At 66.2% G+C, this 17,727-nt stretch carries 17 protein-coding genes and 1 tRNA gene; 6 read left to right on the top strand and 12 right to left on the bottom strand.

The genetic code is table 11. The annotated features are described in order from the left end of the window. Positions 1 to 107 precede the first annotated feature (107 nt). The gene (gene fabA / locus GY40_RS00390) at positions 108 to 620 is read right to left on the bottom strand and encodes a 3-hydroxyacyl-[acyl-carrier-protein] dehydratase FabA (protein ID WP_038357728.1); all 513 of its coding nucleotides are present in this window, start codon (positions 618 to 620) and stop codon (positions 108 to 110) included. A gap of 268 nt (positions 621 to 888) precedes the next feature. On the opposite strand from fabA, the gene irrA reads away from it, so the two are divergent. Further along, positions 889 to 1,353 (top strand): iron response transcriptional regulator IrrA, encoded by a 465-nt coding sequence (gene irrA, locus GY40_RS00385; RefSeq protein WP_197062677.1) that lies wholly within the window; start codon positions 889 to 891, stop codon positions 1,351 to 1,353. A 71-nt stretch (positions 1,354 to 1,424) separates the two neighbouring features. Here irrA and GY40_RS00380 read toward each other — a convergent pair whose 3' ends face one another. Continuing rightward, complete coding sequence (locus GY40_RS00380; RefSeq protein WP_248311053.1) at positions 1,425 to 1,901, bottom strand: SH3 domain-containing protein; 477 nt, start codon at positions 1,899 to 1,901, stop codon at positions 1,425 to 1,427. Between the two features lie 233 nt (positions 1,902 to 2,134). Between GY40_RS00380 and GY40_RS00375 the strand changes: the two genes are divergently transcribed. Continuing rightward, positions 2,135 to 3,130 (top strand): 2-hydroxyacid dehydrogenase, encoded by a 996-nt coding sequence (locus tag GY40_RS00375; RefSeq protein WP_038357724.1) that lies wholly within the window; start codon positions 2,135 to 2,137, stop codon positions 3,128 to 3,130. Between the two features lie 80 nt (positions 3,131 to 3,210). On the opposite strand, the gene GY40_RS00370 is transcribed toward GY40_RS00375, so the two are convergent. Together GY40_RS00370 and GY40_RS00365 are read right to left on the bottom strand one after the other, a co-directional pair. Continuing rightward, the gene (locus GY40_RS00370) at positions 3,211 to 3,879 is read right to left on the bottom strand and encodes an HAD family hydrolase (protein WP_038357722.1); all 669 of its coding nucleotides are present in this window, start codon (positions 3,877 to 3,879) and stop codon (positions 3,211 to 3,213) included. A gap of 31 nt (positions 3,880 to 3,910) precedes the next feature. Further along, positions 3,911 to 4,915, bottom strand: a complete 1,005-nt coding sequence (locus GY40_RS00365) for a complex I NDUFA9 subunit family protein (RefSeq protein ID WP_038357720.1) — start codon at positions 4,913 to 4,915, stop codon at positions 3,911 to 3,913. 268 nt (positions 4,916 to 5,183) lie between these two features. Between GY40_RS00365 and GY40_RS00360 the strand changes: the two genes are divergently transcribed. The 4 genes from GY40_RS00360 to GY40_RS00350 all read left to right on the top strand — a co-directional run bounded on the left by GY40_RS00360 (position 5,184) and on the right by GY40_RS00350 (position 8,241). After that, positions 5,184 to 5,270: transfer RNA gene (locus GY40_RS00360), tRNA-Leu, on the top strand. A gap of 87 nt (positions 5,271 to 5,357) precedes the next feature. Then, the gene (locus GY40_RS28535; protein ID WP_349236394.1) at positions 5,358 to 5,624 is read left to right on the top strand and encodes a DUF6538 domain-containing protein; all 267 of its coding nucleotides are present in this window, start codon (positions 5,358 to 5,360) and stop codon (positions 5,622 to 5,624) included. A gap of 753 nt (positions 5,625 to 6,377) precedes the next feature. Further along, a complete protein-coding gene (locus tag GY40_RS00355) occupies positions 6,378 to 7,514 on the top strand; it encodes a GGDEF domain-containing protein (RefSeq protein WP_038357718.1) in 1,137 nt (378 codons plus the stop codon). A 301-nt stretch (positions 7,515 to 7,815) separates the two neighbouring features. Continuing rightward, positions 7,816 to 8,241 (top strand): hypothetical protein, encoded by a 426-nt coding sequence (locus GY40_RS00350; protein ID WP_156115823.1) that lies wholly within the window; start codon positions 7,816 to 7,818, stop codon positions 8,239 to 8,241. 47 nt (positions 8,242 to 8,288) lie between these two features. On the opposite strand, the gene GY40_RS00345 is transcribed toward GY40_RS00350, so the two are convergent. The 8 genes from GY40_RS00345 to GY40_RS00310 all read right to left on the bottom strand — a co-directional run bounded on the left by GY40_RS00345 (position 8,289) and on the right by GY40_RS00310 (position 17,690). Further along, positions 8,289 to 10,235 carry a CocE/NonD family hydrolase gene (locus tag GY40_RS00345; protein WP_248311049.1) on the bottom strand — a complete coding sequence of 649 codons (1,947 nt, stop codon included), beginning with the start codon at positions 10,233 to 10,235 and terminating at the stop codon, positions 8,289 to 8,291. Beyond that, on the bottom strand, positions 10,232 to 11,812 hold the full coding sequence (locus GY40_RS00340) for an ABC transporter substrate-binding protein (RefSeq protein WP_038357714.1): 1,581 nt from the start codon (positions 11,810 to 11,812) through the stop codon (positions 10,232 to 10,234). The genes GY40_RS00345 and GY40_RS00340 overlap by 4 nt, the downstream gene beginning before the upstream one ends. 13 nt (positions 11,813 to 11,825) lie before the next feature. Continuing rightward, a complete protein-coding gene (locus tag GY40_RS00335) occupies positions 11,826 to 12,851 on the bottom strand; it encodes an ABC transporter ATP-binding protein (protein ID WP_038357713.1) in 1,026 nt (341 codons plus the stop codon). Beyond that, on the bottom strand, positions 12,848 to 13,819 hold the full coding sequence (locus GY40_RS00330; protein WP_038357712.1) for an ABC transporter ATP-binding protein: 972 nt from the start codon (positions 13,817 to 13,819) through the stop codon (positions 12,848 to 12,850). The genes GY40_RS00335 and GY40_RS00330 overlap by 4 nt, the downstream gene beginning before the upstream one ends. Positions 13,820 to 13,822: 3 nt before the next feature. Then, the gene (locus tag GY40_RS00325; RefSeq protein ID WP_051987373.1) at positions 13,823 to 14,743 is read right to left on the bottom strand and encodes an ABC transporter permease; all 921 of its coding nucleotides are present in this window, start codon (positions 14,741 to 14,743) and stop codon (positions 13,823 to 13,825) included. Beyond that, on the bottom strand, positions 14,743 to 15,714 hold the full coding sequence (locus GY40_RS00320) for an ABC transporter permease (protein WP_038357710.1): 972 nt from the start codon (positions 15,712 to 15,714) through the stop codon (positions 14,743 to 14,745). The genes GY40_RS00325 and GY40_RS00320 overlap by 1 nt, the downstream gene beginning before the upstream one ends. A gap of 107 nt (positions 15,715 to 15,821) precedes the next feature. Next, positions 15,822 to 16,721, bottom strand: a complete 900-nt coding sequence (locus tag GY40_RS00315; protein ID WP_038357708.1) for a LysR substrate-binding domain-containing protein — start codon at positions 16,719 to 16,721, stop codon at positions 15,822 to 15,824. 159 nt (positions 16,722 to 16,880) lie between these two features. Continuing rightward, positions 16,881 to 17,690, bottom strand: a complete 810-nt coding sequence (locus GY40_RS00310; protein ID WP_081925032.1) for a GntR family transcriptional regulator — start codon at positions 17,688 to 17,690, stop codon at positions 16,881 to 16,883. Positions 17,691 to 17,727 lie beyond the last annotated feature (37 nt).

Below are 17,727 nucleotides of genomic sequence, written 5' to 3'. Positions count from 1 at the left end.
TCACTCCAGCTCTCCACCCACGGCGAGGCAGGCCTCGCCGCTCAGGATTCTCAATCGCGCAAATGGACCGTAAGGCCGCCGGACGCAAGGTCGGGCTGCGTTTTTCCTCAGGCCGCTTCGGGCTTGAACAGCCCGACGCGCATGTCGCTGACAGTGTAGATGCGCTTGCCATCGGCTTCCAGCCAGCCATCGGCGATGCCGAGGACGAGCTTCGACTTGAAGACGCGCTTGAAGTCGACGCCGTAGACCACGCGCTTGACGCTCGGCAGCACCTGATCGGCGAACTTGACCTCGCCGACGCCGAGCGCCCTGCCCCGCCCCGGCAGGCCGAGCCAGCCGAGGAAGAAGCCGGTGAGCTGCCAGAGCGCGTCGAGGCCGAGGCAACCCGGCATCACCGGATCGCCCTTGAAGTGGCAGTCGAAGAACCAGAGGTCCGGCTTGATGTCGAACTCGGCGCGGACACCGCCCTTGCCGTGGGCGCCGCCCTCTTCGGTGATCTCTGTGATACGGTCGAACATCAGCATCGGCGGCAGCGGGAGTTGCGCATTGCCCGGCCCGAACAGTTCCCCGCGGCCACAAGCGAGGATCTCCTCGTAGCTGAAAGACGATTGACGCTGCATTCCCGCTCCGTTGCCTTGTCTCGGCCGCATTCGACCGGTGGATATCGCCTGCGTGCCTAACATGCCCGACGCCGGGAACGAAAGGGCGCAGGCACATTCACCCACATGGCACGCTGATCCCCTCGGGGCAGCTCAACCCGCGCGATTGTCAGCATGCTGGCATGAGCCCGCGCTTGCGAGCCCTCGTTCGAAGTCCTACATTTCCAATCGAATGCAGATGATGCGGAGCGCAGGACGCCCGTTGCAGCAAGAAGGGCAGAGCAGAGGCATGAGCGACCAGGTTTCCCGCGACGAGGCCTATGGATCGACCGTGCGGCAGGGTTGCCCGTTCCATGACGTCCGCCACAAGCTGCGCCGCGTGGGCCTGCGGCCGACACGGCAGCGCGTCTCGCTCGGCTGGGTGCTTTTCGCCAAGGGCGACCGGCATATCAGCGCCGAGATGCTGCATGAGGAGGCGGCGAAGGAACGCATCCCGGTCTCGCTGGCGACGATCTACAACACGCTGCGCCAGTTCACCGAAGCCGGGCTGCTGCGCGAGCTCGTCATCGACGGCAACAAGACCTATTTCGACACGGCGATCCATGACCACCATCATTTCGTGGTCGAGGGCGAGAACCGCGTCATCGACATCCCCGCGCGGGAGATCGACGTCGCCACCTTGCCCATCCCGCCGGAGGGCTACGAGATTTCCCATGTCGACGTGGTCGTGCGGCTGCGCAAGATCGGCGACTGAGGCGCCGCCCTTTCCGGCTTTCTGATGCGCATTCCGGCCGATGCCCGCCCGAAACGATGCGGCTGATGGCCTCAGTCGACGTTTTCGTTGGGATAAACGCCCCAGAGCCGTTCCTGCGGCAGATAGCCCGTGACGTTACGGATGCTGACGCGGCACCAGGCGCGGACGCATGAGGTGACGCCAATCACCACCCCGGGCTGCAATTCGGCGACGACCGTGGCGTCGGCATCGGGTGCGCTGCGCATCGGAAACAGCTCCGCCTTGTTCCGCGACCAGGGCGCGACCAGCGCCGTCCGGCGCCCCGAAAGTAGGCTGTGCAGCACCCAGCCTTCGGTTCCGTCGGAATCGCGGACGCGCCGCCAGGTCTCGAATTCCGCCGTGACCTCCACGGGCAAGCCGGCCCGCTGATAGACCCAGCGCGTGCGATGCTCCTTCGACGGCCCTTCGCGCAGATTCACCCGGTCCGACTTCAGGCTGACATAGCGCGGCACGGGCAGGCCCGTCACCGAACCGGCCTGCATGTCCTGAGCCTGCGCGCCCGTTGCCATCGCGGCGATGAAAAAGCCCGCCACGGCAAGGCATCCCATCCGCAAGCTCAGCATCGGCTGCTCTCCCACGCGACCCGCTCCGCTCTCAGGCGAAGGGTCAAGTTGTCATCCGCCATCGCGCCGCCTAGACAAACAGGAGCCGGGCTGCACGATCGCTCCATTCCTGAGCCACCACGGTTAACGGTGGGTTGAGGAGAAGCGGTCAATCCGGCGTGCCAGGAAGGGGAGTCACCATGTCGAAGAAGAAGCCGCTGGTCGTGGTGACCCGGAAGCTGCCGGCCGTGGTGGAAACCCGGATGCGCGAATTGTTCGACGCCCAGCTCAACATCGACGACAAGCCGATGTCGCAGGCCGCCCTGGTCGAGGCGGTGAAGACCGCCGATGTGCTGGTGCCGACCGTGACCGACAAGATCGACGCCGCCGTGATCGCGCAGGCCGGCGACCAGCTCAGGCTCATCGCCAATTTCGGCAACGGCGTCGACAATATCGACGTCGCCAGCGCCGTGCAGCGCGGCATCACCGTCACCAATACGCCGGGCGTCCTCACCGACGACACCGCCGACATGACGATCGCGCTGATCCTCGCTGTGGCGCGGCGCATCGCGGAAGGCGCTCGCGTCATCCCCGAAGACGATTGGGCCGGCTGGTCGCCGACCTGGATGCTCGGCCGGCGGATCACCGGCAAGCGGCTCGGCATCGTCGGCATGGGCCGGATCGGCCAGGCCGTGGCGAAGCGCGCCGCCGCCTTCGGCCTGTCGATCCACTACCATAACCGCCGCCGGGTCGACGCCCGCATCGAGGAGAAGCTCGGCGCGACCTATTGGGATTCGCTCGACCAGATGCTGGCGCGGATGGACGTCGTCTCGGTCAACTGCCCGCATACGCCAGCGACCTATCACCTGCTCTCGGCCCGGCGGCTCAAGCTGATGAAGCCCGACGCCATTCTGGTGAACACCGCGCGCGGCGAGATCGTCGACGAGACGGCGCTCGCCCGGATGCTGGAAGCCGGCGAGCTTGCCGGCGCCGGGCTCGACGTGTTCGAGCAGGAGCCCGCGATCAATCCGCGCCTGCTCAAGCTCGCGCGCCAGCACAAGGTCGTGGTCCTCCCGCATATGGGCTCGGCCACCCATGAAGGCCGCGCCGATATGGGCGAGAAGGTCATCGTCAACATCAAGACCTTCATGGACGGCCACAAGCCGCCGGACCGCGTGCTGCCGAGCATGCTCTGAGGAGAGTGCCGAAAGGCCGTTTCGAACATCCTTCGAGACGCCGCTGCGCGGCTCCTCAGAATGAGGGCTGAAAAGGCCGTTCAGGCCGCGAGCGAAGCCACCGCTCCTGGCCAATCCGCATAGCTGTCCACGATGATGGCGGCACCGGCCGCCAGCAGGCGCTCGCGCATCGCCGCCTTGTCGCGTGCCGTGCCGGTGAAGCCGGCGACCCGCATTCCCGCCGCGCGCGCCGCCTGCACGCCGGGGACCGAATCCTCCAGCACCAGGCAATGGGCCGGCTCTGCGCCCATCTCCGCGGCGGCGAAGAGGAAGACGTCCGGCGCCGGCTTGCCGCGCGCGACCTGCGAGGCCGAGAAGACATGCGGGTCGAACAGCTCGATCAGCCCGGCCAGCGCCAGGTTGCGCCGCAAGGGCTCGAGGCTGGTCGAGGAGGCAACGCAGCGGCGCCCGACGAGACGCTCCAAAGCGCTGTGCACGCCGGGCAGCGCCCGCAACTCCTGTTCGAGACGGGCGGCGACGCCATCCTCGACGCGGCCTTCGAAATCGGCGGGAAGCGGCCGGCCGAGCGCCGCCTCGATCACCTTGAAGCCGTCAGCGAGCGGAATGCCGACCATCTGCGTGTCGTAGTCATCGAGCGTCCAGCTCGTCAGCCCGATCTCGTGACACAAGGCGAGACTGACCTCGCTATAGACCGTCTCGCTGTCGATCAGCGTGCCGTCGCAATCATAGATGACGAGATCGAACGGCATCGCCTTCCTCGCCCGAATCAGGGAGCCGCGATCAGCTCGCCCGTGCCGTGTCGAACTGGCCGGTCTTGCGGAAGCGCCAGAGATAGGACGGCACCTCGACCTCGACCGAAACCGGCGCGATGCCGAGGCCGGCGAAATCGCGCCCCTCCGCCTTCGCAGCCGCGGAGACGACATTGTCGCTGCCGAGCAGCGTCACCTGGTCGCGGGTCAGCTTGAGCTCGTTCGGCAGCAGCCCAAGCGTCAGCGTATCCACCACTTCCAGCACCCGCGCCATGATTCCGGCCAACGGCAGCGGCAAGGGCAGGATCAGGCGCTTGCGGCCGATGACCTTGCAGACATCCTCGACGAGCTCGCGCAGGCTCATCACCTCCGGCCCGCCGAGCTCATAAGTCCGGCCGGGCTCCAGCGCACCGTCGACCCCACGCGCCACGACCTCGGCGACATCGCCGACGAAAGCCGGCTGGAGCTTGGCGCTGCCGTCCCCGACCAGCGGCAGGACCGGCATCATCCGCGCCATGGAGGCGAAACGATTGAAGAAATCGTCCTCGGGGCCGAACATCACGGAGGGCCGCAGGATGACCGCGCGCGGCACGATATGGCGCACGGCGCTCTCGCCTTCCGCCTTGGTGCGAGCATAGGCCGAGCGCGATTCGGCAGCGGCGCCGAGCGCCGAGATCTGCACCAGCCGGTCGATCCCCGCCGCAGCGCAGGCCTGCGCCACAGTGCGCGCGCCGTTGGCCTGGACGGCAGCGAAGCTCTGCCGGCCGCGCTCGTTCATGATGCCGACGAGGTTGACGACCGCATCCGCACCCTTGACCGCCGCGGCGACCGAGGCGGGATAGCGCAGATTGGCCTGCACGGCATGGATCTGGCCGACCGTGCCGAGCGGCTGCAGGAAGCCTGCGAGATCGGGCCGGCGCACGGCGACGCGCACCCGGTAGCCGCGCTTGACCAGGGCACGCACCACATGGCGCCCGACGAAGCCGGAGCCGCCGAAGACCGTGACGAGTTGCTGAGCCGGGGCTTGAAGGGCCATCGGGAAAGCTCCGTTTAGAATGCTTCTGCCCTCCTAGATCATGTTCCGCGAAAGTGGAAATCCCTTTTGCGGCGATGCAGCGCAGAACGGCCATGCCGGCATGCGGATGCATGGTCCATCGCGGGCCTAGAGCCGGGAAAGCCGGCTTTCCGGCGGGTGCCGGGTCCCAGCGGACCGGCGATTTTCAACAGCCGCATGACGAAGCCGACACAATTCTTTTCGGATGCCGTTGACAGCGCGATCAGCCCCCCGTAAACGAGCCGCCGTTGCCCAGGTGGCGGAATTGGTAGACGCACCAGCTTCAGGTGCTGGCGCTCGCAAGGGCGTGGAGGTTCGAGTCCTCTCCTGGGCACCACTCATCTACCAGAGTGGTGGTTTGTCAGCACCTTAGCTGATATCAATGGCTTAGTGGACGCCCGAGTTATACAACCGGGTGATCCACATGGTCCTAGCAATGGCCCGGCCGTTCAAGCATCCCAAAACAGGCGTCTATTGGTTTCGCAGGGTCGTCCCAAAGGACCTGCGGGCGACCGTTGGGAAACGCGAGGCTCTTCGTTCGCTCCGGACAAAGGACCCTACCGAGGCCCGCGCTCTTCACGCGAATATCGCGGCCGAGGTCGAGAAGCACTGGGGAGCGCTCCGCTTGCCGGCTGAAACCCTGCACAGAGGCAAGTCATCGCCCTTGCCGGCGTCTTCTATCTGGAGCTGACAACCGAACTATCCGACGAGCCCGGCAGTCCTTCCGTTCGGGAGCACTGGCTTAGGATCGAGCGGGGCTCGCGACGCTGGCAAGCTGGAGCAGTGGCTTGGTCCGGAGGTGGATAAGTTGCTGGCCCGACATGGCCTCAACATCGAAGCGGCCCCCGAGGGCGGCTCCTTGTCGCCATCAGCGAAGCATCCGAGCAAGCCGCCGCGCAACTCAAGCGGCATGCCGAGGGCGACTATAGCCCCGCCCCGAGGGCTTCCCGGTTCCCCGAATGGAAACCAACGGAGGAGCCTAAAACTACCAAGCCAGCCGGCAAGACCAGCCTGACAGGCATCCTTGCGGATTGGTGGAAGGAAGCGCAGGCGACTGGCCGGAAGCCCAGCACCTTCGAGAGCTACAGCAACACCGTGGACGGCTTCGTTGCCTTTCTCGGGCATGCCGCCGCGCTGGCAGAGCTGAAAGCCGGGGCATCTCCAATCTCCGGATAGGCGCTTCCCGTTGTCAGTCAGCGGGCTCCAACGGCGATTCCGCTCGGTGAGAGGGTCGTTGAAAAGACGATTTCCCCGAAGGCACAGGACATCCGGTTTTCCCTCGGGACGGCCAATCCTCCCGACGTGAAGGCCCGCAACGCCCTCGGTGCTGCACTCGATAGCGGTCGTTCACTTTGGGATGACGTTCACTTCGCCTTTACCGGGATCATGGCAACCTCTCCGATCACGCGAGCCGGGTTCCGGATTTTCGTTTCTGATTGGATCTATGAACTATTACAATGTCATAGGTTTGCTGAACACGAGTATGGCTGCGATATTCTGTATCGCACTGCTAACGATATGGCGAAACAATCGCGCCCTGAAATATATAGGGGTGCTCGGCCTATCCTATGGGATTCGGTCGCTGTGCTTCGGCATTTTCTACTTTGCCTTCTCCCTTGAAAATCCGGTTTTGCGATATTCGGCGAACATCTTCCTCCTGTTCGCGATCATGCTGCTCTCTATCGGCTTGTCCAATCGGCGCTTACGACAGCCTCGCTACGGCGCTCTCCTTGCTATCGCTGCGATCACGCTCGGACCGCTCTACTATTATCAGTTCATCGAACCGAACCTGCTCGCCCGCGTCATCGTCCTCAATTCTGGGCTGGCCCTGCTCAGCCTCGTGATGTTGTGGGATGTCGCGAGGGCGCCGCGCCGCTCGCCGGTCGAGCAGGTGCTCCTCGGGTTGTTACTCGTATCTTGCGCAGGCTATCTTCTTCGCCCGCTCTTCCTGATCGCGTCAGGGGCCTCCGGCGAGCGGTTCGAAGATTCCTACTGGCTTGTCGTTTCGATTTCCGATGCTCTTATCTGCGCGATGACTGCTGTTGGTGTGCTTGCGGTTATTGCAAGCGACGTGATGGATGAAATCAAGACTGATGCACTGATCGACACCCTGTCCGGATTGTTCAATCGCCGCGGCTTCGAACCGCGCGCACTAAGAGCATTAGCCGAGCGGACGGCCGGCAACCCGCCTGCCATGATCCTTACTGATCTCGACCACTTCAAATCGATCAACGATCTATTCGGCCATAGCGGCGGCGACCTGATCATTCGGAGGTTTTCCGAGGTTCTCAAGCAGAAGGCGCCCGGCGATGCGATCATGGCGCGTCTTGGTGGTGAAGAATTCGCAATCCTGTTGCCTTCGAACGCGAGCGCCTCTGCCTACCAATTGGCGGAAGAGATAAGAACAGCGTTTAAACAAATCGCATTTGATACCGTAGCGGGTGAGGCGCACCCGACGGCCAGTTTTGGCGTCGCGATTGCGCGGGAGGATGAAGGCCTCCCGTCTTTAATCGAGCGAGCCGATCATGCCCTCTATAGGGCAAAGGGCAACGGTCGAGATCGCGTTAATCTTGCCGAGTAAGCCACGCTAATATGGCCATCTCAGAGGGCTGCTGCAAACGCCGGACCGACTGTTCGCTATCGGGCGAAGCCGACATCGACCGGATCGATCTCGTCTTCGATCGCGCCGCACCTGGCCACGCCGGGCCTCAAATTGGGATGCTCGCTTCACGGAATGTCGAATCACGCCCGACACGATCCCATGCTTCCGTTCCCCGAGAGGTCGCCCACGCTCCCGCCCGGCCCCTCGTTATCGGCATCCCGACCCGCCAAACCCGCGGATAGGCCTACGCCCGTCCGGTTGCCGCGATAGGCTGCGGGACATGGCACGAGACCTGCCCTGCACGCGGGTCTGCGGGCTGACGGCGATGAGCATGGACGATCTGATGGCGAAGATGTTCGAAAGAGCCGGGCATGGCCGCAGGGGCGCGGCGAGAGCCGTTTTTGTTCTGCTGGCCATCCTGCTGCCGTCGCAGGCGGCCTGGGCAGCCGATTGGCGCTACTGCTATGCCGGCTCGGATCGGGAGCAGCGCTTCTACCTGTCGCAGCCCTTCCAGACAGGGCGGAGCCTCGACGCCCTGGAGCGCGCCTGGGAAGGCTGGCTGACGCAGCAAGGCCTGCCGCATGAGACGACGGGTTGCCCGCGCAGCTCCGACCGCCCCGGCATCGAGGAGACGATCCAGGCCGCCATCCGCTACAACCGCACGGTCGGGCGCAGCGCCGTCGAACTCAATTGGCGGGCCGACTGAATTTCGTCAGGCAAGCCCGAGGCTGCGCCGCTCGAACATGCTCCCCATCACCGCGCGATGCTCGACAGGCCGCGCAACGAGGATACCGGCACGATCGGAAGGATGATCCGCGAGGCACGCTGCCCGTCGCAGAAGACCGTGTTGCAGGCGATCCGCCGCCGGCGCCCCCGCCCTTCCGGATCGAAGGTGTTGGGATTGACGTCGAATTTCGGGAAGTTCGAGGAGGAGATGTCGAGCCTGATCCGATGCCCGGCCTTGAACAGCGCCGCCGTGGCGAAAGGCTCGATGGTGATGCGGAACGGAACCTCCGTTTCGATCGGCTCCGGCTTCTCCCAGGAGTTGCGATAGCGGCAGCGGAAGATGCCGTCCGTCAGGTTGAGCGCGAAGCCGGTGGGGTAGTCCGCGGAGGGCGGATGCATGTCGACCAGCTTGGCGGTGAAGTCGGTATCGGGCGCGTCGGAGGCGACCCAGAGCTCGACCGTGATAGGCCCGATCACGGCCATGTCCTGCTCCAGAGGCAAGCTCTCGAAAGCGAGCACGTCGCGGCGCGCGATCAGCGGCATGCCGGCAGCGCGCGAGCCGAAGAAGCGCGGCCCCTCGCGCTGGTCGAAACCGCCGCCCTCGAAGATCGGCTGGCCGCTCGTCAGCGCGCCGCCGATGGTCGGCACCGGATCGGCCGGGTCGAAATCATAGCTCAGGGGCGGGGCGTCGTGAGCCGGCTGCTCTTGCGACAGCACGCCATTGCCGTGGAGATACCAATCCTGCAGCTGCGTGCCCAGCAGCGGCCAGGCCGAAGCCTCGATCCAGCGGCCGCCCTGCACGAGCCGCCCCTCGGCGTCCTTCTCGCCGGAGCCGCCGCCCATCAGGAACAGGCGCAAGGTGGGATCGGCCTCGAGGCCGTTGGGTTCGTCCCTGAGCCAGCGATCGAACCAGCGCCGGCGGAAATCGAGCCAGCTCGTGCCGACATTGCCGTCGAAGGGCGCGGCCTCGCCGAAGGATACGTCGCCGGCAAAGGTGGATTGGCGGTTCCCGTGCAGGCCGGGGCCCATGATGACGTTGACGTGGCGGCGGCCCGCTGCGCTCAAGCCGGCGAAATTGTCGAAAGTGGTCTTCACATAGACGTCGTACCAGCTCGACATCAGCATGATCGGGATGTCGGGAACCGCGTCGTAGAAGCCTTCAAGCCACAGCCCCGGCCGCTTCCATTCGGGGCCGAAGGTCCCGGCGCGCCACTGGTCGAGCAGATAGGTCTCGTATTCGGGCACCCAGCGCACCGGCGAGCGCCCCTCGCTCCATGGCATCACGCGGAACCAGGCATGCAGGTCCTCGGCCGCGAGGCCGGCGGCGACGACGGGGTCGGCGAGCGCGTCCGGGCTTTCCTGCGCCCGGTTATAGGCCCAGGTCGCCTGCTTGAGCTCGAAGGCACCACCCTGCCGGATGCCGCAGAGGAAGGCGTTCGAGAAGCCGCCGGAATCGAGGATCATGCAGGTAAGGCCGGGCGGCGTCAGCGAGGCCAGCGCCGCCTGGGTATGGGCGGCATAGGACAGGCCCATCGTGCCGATTTTGCCGTTGCACCAGGGTTGCGCGACGAGCCAGGCGCAGGTGTCGTAGCCATCCTCGGCATCGGAGACGTATTTGACGAACTCGCCCTCCGAGCCGTAGCGGCCGCGACAATCCTGATAGACCACCGCATAGCCGGCCCGGACGAAATGGGCGGCCACGTCGGAGCGCGCCATCGGGCTGGCCTCGCCGCGGCCGATCTCGGCGCGCGAGCGCTCGGCCTTACCATAGGGCGTGCGCTCCATCACGACGGGAAAAGGACCTGGGAGAGCGCGGCCGTCCCGCGCCGGAAGATGGATGTCGGTGGCGAGCCGGATGCCGTCCCGCATCGTCACCATCACGTCCTTCAGCGTCACGACATCGCCGGCAGCCTCCGCCGCAGGCGAGCGTTCGGAAGCGGCCGAAGCACCGCCCTTCATCGACAAGGTGCTCATTTCGCCAGTCCCGCGCGCGCCGCCGAGGTGTCCTCGGCCATGTTCGGCTCATAGGTGATGTTGGCCTTCGAGGCCCAGGCGATCTTCTGCCAGTAGAGCGGGACCACCGGCAGCTCGGCGAAGACCATCTTCGTCGCGGCCTGGATCGCGGCGATCCGCTTGCCCTCGTCGAACTGCGTCAGCGCTTCCGCCAGCGCCTTGTCGAAGCCCGGATTGGAATAGCGCGCGCGGTTGAAACCGCCGGTTCCGGCCTTGGGATCGGCGGTCATGAACAGGTTGCGCAGGCCGGGGCCGGCGGTCGGCGTCGTCGTGCCGAAGGAGAAGATGAAGGCGGAGAAGCTCTGCCGGCTCGCGGCACCGGCATAGACGTTGTAGGGCTGCGTCACGACGCCGTTCACCTTGATGCCGCCGCGCGCGAACATCTGGCCGATCGCCTGGGCGATGTCCTTGTCCCCGGCGAAGCGGTCGTTCGAGGAATGGATGGTGATGCCGAAACCGTCCTTCAGCCCGGCCTGCTGCAGCAGCGCCTTGGCCCCGGCGAGGTCGTAGGCGACGGGCTGGAGCGCGGGATCGAACCCTGCCACGCCGTCCGGCACGAGCTGGCCGGCCGGGACGCCTGCCCCGTTGAGCAGGCGCTCGACGATCGCCGGCACGTTGATCAGCTTGGCCAGTGCCTGCCGCGCCCTGAGATCCCTGAGCGGATTGGGCTTCAGCGGCTTGCCCTCCTTGTCGGTGACGAAGGGGCTTTCCTCACGCGCCGTGTCGAGGGCCAGATAGATCAGCCGGGCCGAGGGGATGGCATGCACCTTCAAGCCCGCCGTCTTCTCCAGCACCGGCAGATCGGCGGGCGGGACGCCGTCGATCAGGTCGACCGCGCCTGAGCGCAAGGCCGCGACGCGGGCGGCGTCATTGGCGATGAACCGGATCGTGACCGTCTCGAAGGCGGGTTTTTGCCCCCAATAGCCGTCATTGCGCGTGAGGACCACGCGGTCCCCCGGCACCCATTCCTTGAACCTGTAGGGGCCGGAACCGACCAGCCCCTCGCCCTTGTTGTAGTCCTGCAGGCTCTTGCCCTCGGCGGCGGCCCTTTCGAGGATGTAGACGAAGCCGATCCGCTCCATCAGGTCGGGCGTCGGGACATCGGTCTTCACCTCCAGCGTCGTCGCATCGAGAGCCCTGACCGAAGCCACGCCCGAGACGTTGTTGGAGAAGGGCGCCGGGCTGTTGGGGACGTTGCGGGCGCGCTCCAGCGAGAACACGACATCGTCGGCCGTGACCGGCTTGCCGTCCTGGAAGCGGGCGTCCTTGCGCAGGGTAACCCGCCAGGTCGTCGGATCGAGCGTCGCCCAGCTCTCGGCGAGGCTGGGATGCATGCCCAGATGCGCATCCGTCTCGACGAGCCGATCGAAGATCTGCATCGCGATGTTCTGGTTGGGCCCGGTGCGGGAAAACAGCGGGTCCATCGCGGAGGGTTCGCTCGCCGTGCCGATGACGAGGTCGGTGGCCCACGCCGATCCCGGCGAGGCGAGGCTTGCCAGCAGCGGGAGGAGCGCGGCGAGGCGGTGCTTGCGGGTCATCGAACTCTCCTCTTCAGGCGCCACCGGCCGGCAGCGGCACGGCCGGGGCGTCGTTGAGATGGCAGGCGCTGAGATGCCGTTCGGCGACCGGCTTCAGCAGCGGCCGGGCCTCGGCGCAAGGCGCGAAGACGCGCGGGCAGCGGGGGTGGAAGGTGCAGCCGGGTGGTGGATGCAGCGGCGAGGGAATCTCGCCCCGGATCGGGGTGAAGCTGCGCCGCCGCTCCTTGACCGAGGGCAGTTCGCGCAGCAGCGCCGTCGCATAGGGGTGGTTCGGCGCGGCGAAGAAGGCCTCGGCCGGCGCGGTCTCGACCACGCGGCCGAGATACATGATCGCAACCCGGTCGCTGACGTGCTTCACGACGCTGAGATCATGGCTGATGAAGAGGTAGGTCAGGCCGAGCTCTTCGCGCAGATCCATGAACAGGTTGATGACCTGCGCCTGGATCGAGACGTCAAGGGCGGAGACCGATTCGTCGCAGACGATCATCCGCGGCTTCACCGCGAGCGCCCGGGCGATGCCGATGCGCTGGCGCTGGCCGCCGGAGAACTGATGCGGGTAGCGCTTGCGGTAGGAAGGGTCGAGGCCGACCTTCTCAAGCAGTTCGGCGACATAGTCGTCGACCTCGCCGCGCCGGATGAGGCCGTGGACGCGCGGCGCCTCGCCGACGAGATCGATGACACGCTTGCGCGGATTGAGCGAGGACATCGGGTCCTGGAAGATCACCTGGACGGCCAGGCGCATCTCCAGAGCCTCGCTGCGCGACAGCGAGGCGACGTCCTTGCCCTGCCAGAGCAGGCTGCCCTCGGTGAGTGGCAGGAGCCCTGCCAGCAACCGGCCGAGCGTGGACTTGCCGCAGCCGGACTCGCCGACGAGGCCAAGCACCTCGCCTTGCCGGATGGCGATGTCGACGCCCTCCACGGCATGGACGACCTCCTCGGAGACGTTGGCACCGAGAGCCCTGGCGAGCTTCTCCGCCGCATCCAGGCCACGGGAGAAGCGCCGAACCAGACCGCGCCCTTCGATCAGCACCTCGCTCATGCGGCAACTCCGGCCGGCAGCGGATGGTGGCACCGGAAGCTGTGATCGCCGCCTTGCAACACGGGTTCCTGCTGGCAGATCTCCGTCGCGGCGAAGCAGCGGGTGCGGAAGGCGCATCCGCCCGGCCGTGCCAGCGGAGAGGGAGACAGGCCGGGGATCGGGCGCAGCTTCTCGCCCCGCGCCGCATTGGCAGGCAAGGCATCCATCAGGCCGCGCGTATAAGGATGGGCCGGCCGGTCGAGCACGTCGTCGGTAAAGCCGGTTTCGACGATGCGGCCGGCATACATCACCGCGATACGGTCGGCGAGGCTGGCGACGACGCCGAGATCATGGCTGATCCAGATCAGCGCCATGCCGAACTCCGTCGCCAGCCGGCGCACCTCGAACAGGATCTGGCTCTGGATGGTGACGTCGAGTGCCGTCGTCGGCTCGTCGGCGATGATGAGGTCGGGCCGGTGGAGCAGCGCGATGGCGATGGCGACGCGCTGGCGCATGCCGCCGGAGAACTGGTGCGGATAGGCCTTCAGCCGCTCCTCCGGAGAGGGAATGCCGACGAGGCCGAGCGTGTCGCGAGCCCGCTCGCGCGCTTCCTTCCACGAGACCGCGTCATGGGCGAGCACCGCCTCGACCATCTGCGTCTCGATGGAGAGCACGGGATTGAGCGTCATCATCGGGTCCTGGAAGATCATCGCGATCTTCTTGCCGCGCAGGCGCCGCAGCCTCTCGCTCGGCAACCCGACCAGATCCTCGCCCTGGAACAGGATGCGCCCGCCCGCGACCCGGCCGGGCGGCTCGATCAGGCCGAGGATCGAGAAGCCGGTGATCGACTTGCCCGAGCCGGATTCGCCGACGAGGCCGAGGATCTCGCCACGATCGATGCTGAAGGAGACGCCGTCCACGGCGCGGACCAGGCCGGCACCGCTGCCGAACCGGGTTTCGAGATTGTCGACGACGAGTACCGGCGTCATGGCTCAGCGCTCCGCCAGACGGGGGTTCAGCACTTCGCGCAGGCGGTCGCCGACGATATTGATGCTGAAGACGAGGATGAGCAGCAAAAGCCCGGGATAGACGCTGATCCAGTACTGGCCGGAGAGCAGCACCTGATAGCCATTGGCGATCAGCAGCCCGAGAGAGGGCTGCGTGATCGGCAGGCCGATGCCGAGGAAGGACAAAGTCGCCTCGGCCGAGATCGCATTCGCGACCTGGAGCGTGCCGATGACGATCAGCGGCGAGAGGCAGTTCGGCAGGAGATGGCCGAAGAGCATGCGCGGCCGCGACAGGCCCAGCATGCGCGCCGCCTCGATATAGTCCTTGCCCTTCTCGACCAGCGCCGCAGCGCGAACGGCGCGCGCGAACATCGCCCATTGCACCAGCACCAGGGCGAAGATGACCTTGCCGACCCCCTGCCCGAGAATGGCGAGCAGCATCAGCGCGACGAGCAGCGTCGGAAAGCCCAGCATCAAATCGACCAGCCGCATGATCAGGCTGTCGATGCGCCCGCCGAAATAGGCGGCCGAGAGGCCGAGCACGGTGCCGACAAGCAGCGCCACGAGACCGGCGAGGACACCGACGAGAAGCGAGGTCCGCAGGCCGTAGATCATCGCCGAGAGCATGTCGCGGCCCTGCACGTCGGTGCCGAACCAGTAGACGGAACCGGTCATGCTCTCCGAGCCAGGAGGCAGCTTGGAATCCAGGATGTCGAGCGTCGACAGATCGTAAGGGTCCTGCGGCGCAAGGGCCGGGCCGAACAGGGCGGTCAGGATGAGCGCGATGCAGACGAAGGCGGCAATCGTCGCCTTCGGGCTCTTCAGGATGCCCGCCAGCGAGCGGGCAAGCAGGCTGTCGGCATCGGGGCGCAGCGCCGCGAACAGGGCAGGTTTCGCGAGAGCCATCAGTTCCGCCCCAGCCGGATGCGCGGATCGAGGATGGAATAGAGCACGTCGACCGCAAAGTTCAGCAGGATGAAGAGGCTGACGACGACGAGCAGGTAAGCCACCACCACCGGGCGGTCGAGCCGCATGATCGAGTCGATCAGGAGCTTGCCGATGCCGGGCCAGGCAAAGATCGTCTCGGTGACGACGCCGAAGGCAATCAGCGAGCCGATCTCCATGCCGATCACCGTGACGAGCGGGATCATGATCGTCTTCAGCACATGCACCAGCACGACCCGGCGCTCGGTGAGGCCCTTGGCCCGGGCGAATTTCACGAAATCGAGCGGCATGGTCTCACGCACGCCGGTCCGCGTCAGACGGATGACGAGCGCCAGCTTGAACAGGGCGAGATTGATCGCCGGCAGGATGAGGTGGCGGATGCCTTCCCAGGAGGCGAAACTGGTCTCGATGCCGAAGATGTGCCCGGTCGGGCCGCGCCCGCTCGAGGGCAGCCAGCCCAGCCAGACCGAGAAGATCATCACCAGCATCATGCCCTGCCAGAAATTCGGCAGGCTGAAGCCGAGGATCGACCCGGTCATGATCGTCTCGTCGGTGACGGAGCGCGGCTTCAGGCCCGCGATCAGGCCGAGCGGAATGCCGAGCACCAGCGCGATCAGGATCGCGACCAGAGCGAGCTCCAGCGTCGCCGGCAGGCGTTCCAGGATCAGCGAGATCGAGGGCTGGTTGAACACGAAGGAGCGGCCTAGGTCGCCGTGCAGCGCATTGCCCAGGAAGGCGAGGAACTGGACGGGGAGCGGCTTGTCGAGGCCGAGCGAGGCCTCGACCTGCGCCCGCTCGGCCGCGGTCGCATCGGGCGCGATCAGCATCTCCGCCGGATCGCCGATGGCGTAGACGCCGATGAAGACGATGACGGCCGTCGCGGCCAGCACCAGAATGCTCTGCATCAATCGTCGGATGACGAAGACGGTCATCGAAGGCTCCCGGCGTCCGGCACGGCGGCGTGATCGCCGTTCACGTGTCCCGGCGACCATGGGCGGCGCCGGAAACGCGCGCAACCGTATGCGCAAAGCGCATCGGGCTATGCCGTCGCCTCCGCCTCCAGCCGGCTCTTCAGGATCTCGATGAAGGCTTCGGCAGAGCGCGACATCGGCGCGCCCTTGAGGGTGACGATGCCGTAGGCGCCGTGGATGCACGGGCTGAAGGGACGCTGCTCGATCGGCAGATGTCGATAGAGCCCGGCGATCAGCTCGGGCACCACGGCGACTCCGAGCCCGCGCGCGACCAGCCCGCAGGTGGCCTCGACCGAATGGACCTCGATGCGCACGATCGGGAAGACGCCCGCTCGCCGCAACTGCCGCTCGAAGGCGAGACGCGCCGGCCGCTGGCGGCCGAGCATGATGATGCCATGCCCGGACAGGTCGCGCGGCGTCAGGCTCGCCCTCGCGGCCAGCGGATGGCCCGCCGGCATGATGCAGACGGATTCGGAGCGCACGATCTCGCGGGCATCGAAGCCCTTGTCGCGCGGCGGCAGGCCGACGAAGCCGATATCGGCGACGCGCGCCAGGATCATCTGCTCGATAGCGTCGTAATGGCCGCCGATCAGCTCGATCGAGGCGTCGCGACGCTGCGACAGATAGGTCTCGATCACCTCCGGCATCAGCGTCGCGATGAAGGAATGCGGCACCGCCACCTTGAGGAAGCGCTGGCCGACGGTGCCCGCCCGCAGATCCTCGGTATAGCGCTTCAATCGCGCGACGAGAGAGGTCAATTCGCCGACCTCGTCCATCAGGGCGAAGGCTTCCGGCCGGGGCAGCAGGCGCCCCTTGCTGCGCTCGAAAAGCTCGAAGCCTAGCTCCTCCTCGAGCTGCGCGAGCTGGCGGCTGACCGCCGATTGCGACAGGCCGAGCGTCGCGGCGGCGGCGATGGTCGACCCGCCCGCCATCACGGAGCGGAATATCTCGATCTGCCGGATCTTCATGGGCTGGTGTTCACAGGCTGCGGCGGCACGAGGTCACGCGAAATCGTCTTGATCCGAGAGCGATGCCGGTGCTCGCCGGCCGGTCAGCAAACCGGACAAATTGGGTTGGTGTCAAAGTCCGCGCTGCACGCCCGTTCCAAATGGGCCAGAACCGCGCGCCTATCGCACCTCATTGACATAGATATGGGCAGCCGTCGTGGCGCGATGCCAGCCGAGGATGGTGGGCACGCCCGCCTGGTCGTAGGCGACCTCGTCGATGGTCAGGATCGCCTCTCTGCCGCCGAGCTGGAGCAGCGCAATATCCTCGTCGCTGGCGAGATCGGCCGTGATCTGCTCGCGGACGGCGGAAATCCGGATGCCGTAGCGCTCCACCAGATGGAGATAGAGCAGCGGCGGCAGCTCGGCAGGATCGCGCGGCAAGCCAGGCAGCCTTTCCTCCGCCATCACCAGCTTGTCATGCATCACGGGGCGGCCATCGACCTGACGGATGCGATGGATCTTGAGCACGCCGCCGGTCCTGATCCGCAGCGCCTCGGCCTGCGCCTCCGTCGCCGGCTGCGCCTCGATACTCAGGAACTGGCTCGTCGAGCGCACGAGGCTGCCATCGGCGCGGTGCAGGCGGAAATACTGGAAGAAGAAGCGCAGGCTGTGATGAGGCGTGCGCCCTGTCACGACCGTTCCGGTCTTGCGGCGGCGCGTGAGCAGGCCCTCCGCCACCAGATCGCTCATCGCCCGGCGGACCGTGCCGACAGCGATGCCGAAGCCCTGGGCCAATGCGGTCTCGTTGGGCAGCACCATACCGGGCGGCCATTCGCCGACGAGGATGGCCTCCGACATGTGCCTCTTGACGCGCTCATAGAGCGGAGCGGCCTCGCCGGCACCGAAATTGGGCAGGATCGGCGGCCCATCGGCGCCGTTGCCTGTTCCGGCGGCAGCACGCGTCGGTTTTTTGGCATTGACAGAAGGCATGCCGTTCGGTCCTATTTCTATATAGTTTATATGAAAG

It is taken from the genome of Allobosea sp. UNC402CLCol (assembly GCF_000745475.1).
In the GTDB taxonomy this organism is placed as follows: Bacteria; Pseudomonadota; Alphaproteobacteria; order Rhizobiales; family Beijerinckiaceae; genus Allobosea; species Allobosea spartocytisi.
This window is presented reverse-complemented; position numbering and strand designations above follow the sequence as displayed.

Coding starts and splice junctions, on each gene's coding strand:
- GY40_RS00330 (WP_038357712.1), bottom strand. CDS start 13,819: ATGACGCCGGTACTCGTCGTCGACAATCTCGAAACCCGGTTCGGCAGC.
- GY40_RS00350 (WP_156115823.1), top strand. CDS start 7,816: ATGGCACGAGACCTGCCCTGCACGCGGGTCTGCGGGCTGACGGCGATG.
- GY40_RS00380 (WP_248311053.1), bottom strand. CDS start 1,901: ATGGCAACGGGCGCGCAGGCTCAGGACATGCAGGCCGGTTCGGTGACG.
- GY40_RS28535 (WP_349236394.1), top strand. CDS start 5,358: ATGGTCCTAGCAATGGCCCGGCCGTTCAAGCATCCCAAAACAGGCGTC.
- GY40_RS00340 (WP_038357714.1), bottom strand. CDS start 11,812: ATGACCCGCAAGCACCGCCTCGCCGCGCTCCTCCCGCTGCTGGCAAGC.
- GY40_RS00375 (WP_038357724.1), top strand. CDS start 2,135: ATGTCGAAGAAGAAGCCGCTGGTCGTGGTGACCCGGAAGCTGCCGGCC.
- GY40_RS00370 (WP_038357722.1), bottom strand. CDS start 3,879: ATGCCGTTCGATCTCGTCATCTATGATTGCGACGGCACGCTGATCGAC.
- GY40_RS00315 (WP_038357708.1), bottom strand. CDS start 16,721: ATGAAGATCCGGCAGATCGAGATATTCCGCTCCGTGATGGCGGGCGGG.
- GY40_RS00325 (WP_051987373.1), bottom strand. CDS start 14,743: ATGGCTCTCGCGAAACCTGCCCTGTTCGCGGCGCTGCGCCCCGATGCC.
- irrA (WP_197062677.1), top strand. CDS start 889: ATGAGCGACCAGGTTTCCCGCGACGAGGCCTATGGATCGACCGTGCGG.
- GY40_RS00320 (WP_038357710.1), bottom strand. CDS start 15,714: ATGACCGTCTTCGTCATCCGACGATTGATGCAGAGCATTCTGGTGCTG.
- GY40_RS00310 (WP_081925032.1), bottom strand. CDS start 17,690: ATGCCTTCTGTCAATGCCAAAAAACCGACGCGTGCTGCCGCCGGAACA.
- GY40_RS00355 (WP_038357718.1), top strand. CDS start 6,378: ATGAACTATTACAATGTCATAGGTTTGCTGAACACGAGTATGGCTGCG.
- fabA (WP_038357728.1), bottom strand. CDS start 620: ATGCAGCGTCAATCGTCTTTCAGCTACGAGGAGATCCTCGCTTGTGGC.
- GY40_RS00345 (WP_248311049.1), bottom strand. CDS start 10,235: ATGAGCACCTTGTCGATGAAGGGCGGTGCTTCGGCCGCTTCCGAACGC.
- GY40_RS00365 (WP_038357720.1), bottom strand. CDS start 4,915: ATGGCCCTTCAAGCCCCGGCTCAGCAACTCGTCACGGTCTTCGGCGGC.
- GY40_RS00335 (WP_038357713.1), bottom strand. CDS start 12,851: ATGAGCGAGGTGCTGATCGAAGGGCGCGGTCTGGTTCGGCGCTTCTCC.